The sequence below is a fragment of the Streptomyces fuscigenes genome, from assembly GCF_021556455.1.
GTDB lineage: Bacteria > Actinomycetota > Actinomycetes > Streptomycetales > Streptomycetaceae > Streptomyces > Streptomyces fuscigenes.
This window is the reverse complement of sequence record NZ_JAKGCV010000276.1, coordinates 1-7,476: the sequence shown is the minus strand read 5'-3', so window position 1 is coordinate 7,476 and position 7,476 is coordinate 1. Positions and strand designations below refer to the sequence as shown.

Genomic DNA, 7,476 nt, shown 5'->3' with positions numbered 1-7,476 from the left:
CCGCTGTCCTCCGGCGGGGGGCGCGGCGGGGTCCGGCGGCCGTCCGGCGGGGGAAGGGGGGCCGGCCGCCGCGGGCGGCTCGGAGTGCCGGGCGGGCGGCCCCTGCGGGTCCTCGCCGGGCGTGCGGGCAGCGGTCCGCCCCGCGCCGGGCGGGCGCGGGGCGGTGGAGTCGCCGGAGTGGGGAGTGCGCACGGTGCGGTCGTTCCGCCCGCTCAGATGGAGGACGGGATGAGGCCCTCGTCGCTGAGCAGCTCCCGCACCTCTTCGAGCGTCGCGTCGCCCGAGGGGAGGATCAGCCCCGACGGCTCGAGGGAGTCGTCGGGCAGCGGCTCGCCGAGTTCCCGTACGCGGTCCAGCAGCGCGGAGAGCGTCCGCCGGAAGCCGGCCTCGTCCCCGCCCTTGACCTCGGCCATCAGCCGGTCGTCCAGCTCGTCGAGCTCACCGAGGTGGCTGTCGGCGACCGTGGCCTGCCCTTCCCCCATGATCCGTACGATCATGACGGCCTCACCCCTTGTCGAAGTTGGGCCGCTGGGCGTCGTCCTGCTTCTCGCCGCCGCCCTCGATGGCCTGCTGGGCGCCCGACGAGCCGCCCGCGAGCTCCGCCTTCATGCGCTGGAGCTCCAGCTCCACGTCAGAGCCGCCGGAGATCCGGTCGAGTTCGGTCGCGATGTCGTCCTTCGCGAGGCCCGACTGGTCGTCGAGGGCGCCGGACGCCAGCAGCTCGTCGATCGCGCCGGCCCTGGCCTGCAGCTGCGCCGTCTTGTCCTCGGCGCGCTGGATCGCGAGGCCGACGTCGCCCATCTCCTCGGAGATGCCGGAGAACGACTCGGCGATCCTCGTCTGCGCCTGGGCGGCCGTGTAGGTCGCCTTGATGGTCTCCTTCTTCGTGCGGAAGGCGTCCACCTTGGACTGGAGGCGCTGCGCCGCGAGCGTCAGCTTCTCCTCCTCGCCCTGCAGCGTCTCGTGCTGCGTCTCCAGGTCGCTGACCTGCTGCTGGAGCGCGGCCTTGCGGGACAGCGCCTCGCGGGCGAGGTCCTCACGGCCCAGCGCGAGGGCCTTGCGGCCCTGCTCCTCCAGCTTGGTCGACTGCCCCTGGAGCTGGTTCAGCTGCAGTTCAAGGCGCTTGCGGGACGTGGCCACGTCGGCGACGCCGCGGCGTACCTTCTGCAGCAGTTCCAGCTGCTTCTGGTAGGAGTAGTCCAGCGTCTCCCGCGGGTCCTCGGCCCGATCCAGGGCCTTGTTGGCCTTCGCGCGGAAGATCATCCCCATACGCTTCATCACACCGCTCATGGGCTTCGCGCGCCCCCTTCGTGACGGACTCCGAAAACCAGCACTCCAACAGAACCCACAGTACGGGTCCTGCCTCTATTACCGCACTGTTCGGGCGCGGATGCGGTCATCCCCAAGGACGACTGTGACCGGCTTCCGCTCCGGCGGAGGGAGTAGGGGCCTCCCGCCGGGGCAGCGGATTTCGGTCACCCGCGGACCCGGGGCCGCTCGCGTGTCCGCGCGGGGCCCCGCACCCCGTCGCCCGGCCCGCTCGCGGCGCGCGCGGCGGGGATCCCGCCTCCCCGCCACACCCTGAAGACGAAGGCCGTTGCGGGATCGTTCCCCGTGGGGGTGTGGGGTCGGCGCGGTCGAGCCCGTACCCTTGGCCCTTGTGTTCCGTAGCCGTTCGAACGAAGAGAAGGCGCCCGCCACCCAGGTGACGGCCGACCTGACCAAGCACGCACGCGATCCGCAGGCTCCCAAGGGCAGGCCGACGCCGAAGCGGAGCGAGGCGCAGTCGCAGCGCCGCCGCGCCGTGACGCCTCCGGCCGACCGCAAGACGGCGGTCAAGCAGCAGCGGGAGACGCGCAGGGCCGCGATGACGCGCCAGCGCGAGGCGCTGAACAGCGGCGACGAGCGCTACCTGCCCGCCCGCGACAAGGGCCCGGTGCGGCGCTTCGCGCGCAACTACGTCGACGCCCGCTTCTGCGCCGCCGAGTTCTTCCTGCCGTCGGCCGTGGTCATCCTGGTGCTGACGATGGTGCGGGTGGGTGCGCTGCAGAACCTCGCGCTGCTGCTGTGGCTGCTGGTGATCCTGGCGATGGTCGTCGACTCGATCTTCCTCGCCGTGCGCCTGCGCAAGCAGCTGGCCGTCCGCTTCCCGAACGAGTCGACGCGGGGCGTCGTGATGTACGGCCTGATGCGGACGCTGCAGATCCGCAAACTGCGGCTGCCGAAGCCCCAGGTCAAGCGCGGAGCGAAGCTCTGACCAGCGGTCGAGGCGGCCTCGGCGCGCCGCACGGCGCGATATCCGGGGCCGCCGACCGGGACACGCCGGTCCCCCCGGACACGCACGCGGCGCCGGGCGCCGCGGCGGTCCCGGACGCGGCATCCGGGGGCACGGCCCTCACGGACGCGCTCCTCGCTGACACGCCTCTCGGGGACAGCCCGCAGGACGAGGCCGACGACGGCTTCACGGGCGGCGCCACCCCCTGGTTGCGGGGGCTCGGCGGGCTGCGCAACGTCGTGCGCCAGGAGCTGGTCTCCCGCCAGCTGGAGGAGCAGATAGCCGGCCGCTTCCCCGTGGGGCAGCGGCTGCGCGTGCTGGACGTCGGGATGGGCCAGGGGACCCAGGCGCTGCGCCTGGCGCGCGCCGGACACACGGTGACGGGTCTGGAGTCGGACCCCGCGATGGTGGCCGCCGCGCGCGCCGAGCTGGCGGGCGAGCCCGAGGGCATCAGGGAGCGGGTCCGCCTGATCCAGGGCGAGGGCATGGACACCGGCGTCCACTTCAAGCCGGGCGCGTTCGACGTGGTGCTGTGCCACGGCGTGATGTACGTGCGCGACCGCGACGCCCTGCTGGCGGGCCTCGCACGGATGCTCGCGCCGGGCGGGCTGCTCTCGCTCCTCGTGCGCAACGGCGACGCCCTGGCCCTGCGGCCCGGCCGCGCCGGGGACTGGGGCGAGGCCCTCGCCGCCTTCGACGGGTCGTCGTACACGAACCGGCTCGGGCTGACGGTGCGCGCGGACCGGCTCGGGGACCTGACGCGGATGCTGGAGGGGATCGCCGCGCCGCTGCACGCCTGGTACGGGGTGCGCGTCTTCACCGACGCCGCGGACGACGGCGCCGAGCCGCCCACCGGGGCCGAGCTGGACCGGCTGTTCGCGGCCGAGGAACGGGCCGGGCGCACGGACCCGTACCGCTCGGTGGCGGCGCTGCTGCACCTGTGCGGCGTGCGCGGCTGAACCCGCGGGGCGTGCGCCGGGGCGCGCGTACGCGTTCGGCCGGGCGGGCCGGACGCCCACAGCGTCCCAGCCCCCCGGTCGTACCGACGGGACCCCCCTCTGCCGCGCGCCGCCCTTCGGATAAATAGTGCAAAAGGGATAATCCCCGCCATGGATCGATCCCTGTACCCCGGCCGGCCGCGCCGGCCGCTGCTCCCCCTGACCGCCGGACTCTGCGCGGCCGCCCTGGTGTCGGGCTGCTCGGCCGCCGCGCGCACGTCCTCGATCCCCGCGGCCCCGGCCGCCCGTACGGGATCGGCGGCCAGCGGGCAGGCCGCGGCGCCGCCCCGCGTCACCAACGAGCTGCAGACGGACTACCAGAACACCATCAAGAACGTGCTGCCCTCGGTCGTCCAGATCGAGGCGGGCAACGCGCTCGGCTCCGGCATCGTCTACGACGACCGGGGCCACATCGTGACGAACGCGCACGTCGTCGGGTCGAAGAAGAGCTTCCGGGTCACGGTCGCCACGCGCGAGCAGCCGCTCACGGCACGCCTCGTCTCCAGCTTCCCGCAGCAGGACCTCGCGGTCATCAAGCTGGACTCCGTCCCCCAGGGCCTGAAGGGCGCGAAGTTCGGGACGTCCTCCAAGGTCGGGGTCGGCCAGATCGTACTGGCCATGGGCTCGCCCCTGGGGCTGTCCAGCAGCGTCACGCAGGGCATCGTCTCCGCCGTCGGACGCACCGTCACCGAGAGCAGCGGGCAGTCCGGCGGCACCGGAGCGACCATCGCCAACCTGGTGCAGACGTCCGCCGCGATCAACCCCGGCAACAGCGGCGGCGCGCTGGTCGACCTGAACAGCGAGGTCATCGGGATCCCCACGCTCGCCGCGACGGACCCCGACATCGGCAGCGGAGGCAGCGCGGCGCCCGGCATCGGGTTCGCGATCCCGGTGTCGACCGTGAAGACCGTCGCCGACCAGATCATCAAGAACGGCAAGGTGACGCACTCGGGGCGGGCCGCGCTCGGGATCACGGGCCGCACCGTGCTCGGGACGGACCTCCAGCCGAGCGGGGTCGCGATCGTCAGCACCACCAAGAGCGGCGGCGCCAGGGCCGCGGGCCTCAAGGCCGGCGACATCATCGTGCGGGTCGGCAGCGTCCGGATCACCGACATCGCGTCGCTGTCCGAGGTGCTGGCCGGGGAGAAGCCGGGCCGGCAGGTCACCGTGACCTATCTGCGCGGGGGCTCGTCGAAGAAGGCGAAGGTCAAACTCAGCGAGATGTAGGCGGTGTCCGTACGCACGCGCCGCCGGCCGGCGGCAGAGCACGCCGGGCGCGGGGCACGGCGGCCCCGGGGCGCACCGGCCGCTGCACGCCGCACGGTCCGGGGAACGGATCCGTGCGGCGTGCCGGGCCGGGACGCCCGGACCCGGTCGGCCCTACGCCTCGCGGGCCGCGCCCGTGACGTCGCCGGTGTCACCGGCGTCACCGCCCGCGGGGGCCGCGGCCTCCGGCTCCGCCTGCTCGGCGTGCAGGCTCATCGGGCCGTACACCTTCGCGTCGTCCTCGAAGAGGACGGCCTGGTCGGCGCCCCCCTCCAGCAGGGCCTTCCACTCCTCGCCGATCCACGACTCGGCGTCTCCCTGGGTGGGGAACTCCTCGGCCCGCACCGCGGGGACGACCTCCGTCCCGTCGGCCTTCTCGAACCGCCACGTCCACGCCATGTGCGCCTCCAGGTGCTGCGGGGCTGCTTTCTACCCTGATCACTGGTCACTGTTGTTGATGTCTGCTGCTGTCCGCAGCGTAGCCGGGCGCGCACCGTGCGCGGTGTCGATGGAGGATCGTGAGTGTGGAACTGACACTGCTCGGCACCGGAGCCCCCGAGGGGCTGCCGCGCCCCGACTGCACCTGCGCCGTGTGCGCGACCGCCCGCGGGGGCGCGGCGCGCGGCGCCACGTCCCTGCTGGTCGACGGGGTGCTCCTGCTCGACCTCACCCCCGGTGCCGCGCTCGCGGCGGCGCGGGCCGGCCACAGTCTCGGCACCGTACGGCAGGTCCTGCTCAGCCACCCCCACGACGGCCCGGCCGTGGAGCTGCCGCCGGGACTGCCCACCGCGGGGCGGGTGGCGGACGGCCGGGTGCTGACCCTGCTGAGCGGCCACCGGGTACGGGCGGTGCCGATGGACGCGCCGGGCACCGGCTACGAGGTCGCCTCGCCGGACGGGGAGCGCCTGCTGTACCTGCCGCCGCGCGGCGCGCCCGCCGGACTGGAGGCCGAGCGCGAGCACCCCGTCCCGTACGACATGGTCCTGGCGGACGTGGTGGGCCGGCCCGACGCGGTCGCCCGGCTGCGGGCGGCCGGCGCGATCGGGCCGTCGACGGACGTGGTCGCCGTGCACCTCGGCCACGAGGTGCCTCAGGGCGCCGAGTTGTCGAGGAGGCTCGCCGCGGCGGGCGCCCGCGCGGTGCCCGACGGGACGACCCTCACCGTCGGCGCGTACCGGCCGGTGCCCCAGGTGCCCCGGCGCACGCTGGTGACCGGCGGGGCGCGCTCCGGCAAGTCGCTGGAGGCGGAGCGGCGGCTGGCCGCGTTCCCGGGGGTCGTCTACGTGGCGACCGGCGGCTCCCGCGGCGGCGACGCCGAATGGGACGAGCGGGTGCGCGCGCACCGCGAGCGGCGGCCCGCGTCCTGGCGCACGGAGGAGACCTGCGACCTGGTGCCGCTGCTCGCGGCGGACGGGCCGCCGCTGCTGGTCGACTGCCTGTCCCTGTGGCTGACGGACGCGATGGACCGGGTCGGCGCGTGGGACGACGAGGCCTGGGCGGGCGGCGGGCGGAAGGCGCTGCACGAGCGCACCGGCGCACTGGTCGAGGCGTTGCGCGCCACTCGGCGGACGGTGGTGGCGGTGACGAACGAGGTGGGTCTCGGAATCGTCCCGGAGACGGCGTCCGTGCGGCGCTACCGCGACGAACTGGGCCGTCTCAACGCGGCGTTCGCCGGTGAGTGCGAGCATCTGCTGCTGGTGGTCGCGGGCCAGGCGCTGCCGCTGCGCGGCTGAGGAGGGCGCCGCGCGCCCCACCGCGCGCAACCGGGACCTGAGGGGCCCTGACCGGGAACGGGACGGGTACTGTTCGGCCACATGAGCGCCCTGAATCTCGACGACTTCTCCGATCTGATCGAGCGCCCCGACAGCGGTATGCGGCGGGACGCCGAGGAACGCCGGGAGCGCCAGGGCGTGCCGCCCGGCTCGCTCGGGCGGCTGGACGAGCTGGGCGACTGGCTCTCGGCCGCGCAGCGCTCCGTGCCGGTGAAGGCGATCCGGCAGCCGCGCGTGGTGCTGTTCGCGGGCGACCATGGGGTGGCCGGCCTCGGCGTCTCGGGCCGGCCGGCGTTCACCGCGCACACCCTGGTGCGCGCCGCGCTGGACGGGGCGAGCCCGGGCGCGGTGCTGGCCCGCCGGGCCGGTGTCGGCGTGCGGATCGTGGACGCGGGGCTGGACTGCGACCCGGCGCTGCTGCCAGAGGAGGTCGTGAAGCACCGCGTCCGCCGCGGCAGCGGCCGCATCGACGTCGAGGACGCGCTGACGGCGCAGGAGGCCGAGGAGGCCGTACGGCTCGGCATGCGGATCGCCGACGAGGAGGCGGACTCCGGCACGGACCTCGTGGTGCTCGGCGACCTGAGCGTCGGCGGCACGACGTCCGCCGCGACGCTGATCGCGGCGCTGTGCGGCACCGACGCCTCGGTGGTGACCGGCCGCGGCGGCGTGGGCATCGACGACCTGGCGTGGATGCGCAAGTGCGCGGCGGTGCGCGACGCGCTGCGCCGGGCCCGGCCCGTGCTCGGCGACCAGCTCAGCCTGCTCGCCGCGGTGGGCGGCGCGGACCTGGCCGCGGCGACGGGCTTCCTGCTCCAGAGCGCCGTGCGGCGGATGCCGGTCATCCTGGACGGCGTGGTGTCCGCGGCGTGCGCGCTGGTGGGTCAGCGCGCCGCGTTCCGGGCGCCCGACTGGTGGCTCGCGGGCCATGTGACGGGCGAGCCCGCGCAGGCCAAGGCGCTCGACCGGATGGCCATGACGCCCCTGCTCGACCAGGGCGTCACCGTCGGCGAGGGCACGGGCGCGCTGCTGGCGCTGCCGCTGGTGCAGGCCGCCGCCGCCCTCGCGGCCGAACTCCCCGAGGCCGCCGGGGAGGCGGACTCCCGCTCGGACCTGCTCGACGCGACCTGAGCACCCGGCCGCGGTGCCCGTCCGGCGCCGCGGCCGC

General features: G+C 75.0%; 7 protein-coding genes and 1 pseudogene. 5 read left to right on the top strand and 3 right to left on the bottom strand.

All coding sequences use genetic code 11. The annotated features are described in order from the left end of the window. Positions 1 to 212: 212 nt before the first annotated feature. On the bottom strand, positions 213 to 497 hold the full coding sequence (pspAA, locus tag L1885_RS19815) for a PspA-associated protein PspAA (RefSeq protein ID WP_235798504.1): 285 nt from the start codon (positions 495 to 497) through the stop codon (positions 213 to 215). Positions 498 to 504: 7 nt separating this feature from the next. Then, positions 505 to 1,290: a PspA/IM30 family protein gene (locus tag L1885_RS19810; RefSeq protein ID WP_235798503.1), complete on the bottom strand. Its 786-nt coding sequence runs from the start codon at positions 1,288 to 1,290 to the stop codon at positions 505 to 507. Between the two features lie 370 nt (positions 1,291 to 1,660). On the opposite strand from L1885_RS19810, the gene L1885_RS19805 reads away from it, so the two are divergent. From L1885_RS19805 to L1885_RS19795, 3 genes are all read left to right on the top strand, one after another. After that, positions 1,661 to 2,257, top strand: coding sequence for a DUF3043 domain-containing protein (locus L1885_RS19805; RefSeq protein WP_235798502.1), 597 nt, complete (start codon positions 1,661 to 1,663; stop codon positions 2,255 to 2,257). Positions 2,258 to 2,484: 227 nt separating this feature from the next. Then, positions 2,485 to 3,234, top strand: coding sequence for a class I SAM-dependent methyltransferase (locus tag L1885_RS19800; RefSeq protein ID WP_235798501.1), 750 nt, complete (start codon positions 2,485 to 2,487; stop codon positions 3,232 to 3,234). A gap of 150 nt (positions 3,235 to 3,384) precedes the next feature. Next, positions 3,385 to 4,500 (top strand): S1C family serine protease, encoded by a 1,116-nt coding sequence (locus tag L1885_RS19795; protein WP_235798500.1) that lies wholly within the window; start codon positions 3,385 to 3,387, stop codon positions 4,498 to 4,500. Between the two features lie 231 nt (positions 4,501 to 4,731). On the opposite strand, the pseudogene L1885_RS19790 reads toward L1885_RS19795, so the two are convergent. Next, positions 4,732 to 4,938, bottom strand: a pseudogene (locus tag L1885_RS19790) (hypothetical protein); the annotation flags it as partial. A gap of 125 nt (positions 4,939 to 5,063) precedes the next feature. Between L1885_RS19790 and L1885_RS19785 the strand changes: the two are divergent. Continuing rightward, on the top strand, positions 5,064 to 6,272 hold the full coding sequence (locus L1885_RS19785) for a bifunctional adenosylcobinamide kinase/adenosylcobinamide-phosphate guanylyltransferase (protein ID WP_235798505.1): 1,209 nt from the start codon (positions 5,064 to 5,066) through the stop codon (positions 6,270 to 6,272). A gap of 81 nt (positions 6,273 to 6,353) precedes the next feature. Further along, positions 6,354 to 7,439, top strand: coding sequence for a nicotinate-nucleotide--dimethylbenzimidazole phosphoribosyltransferase (gene cobT / locus L1885_RS19780; RefSeq protein ID WP_235798498.1), 1,086 nt, complete (start codon positions 6,354 to 6,356; stop codon positions 7,437 to 7,439). Positions 7,440 to 7,476: the final 37 nt, after the last annotated feature.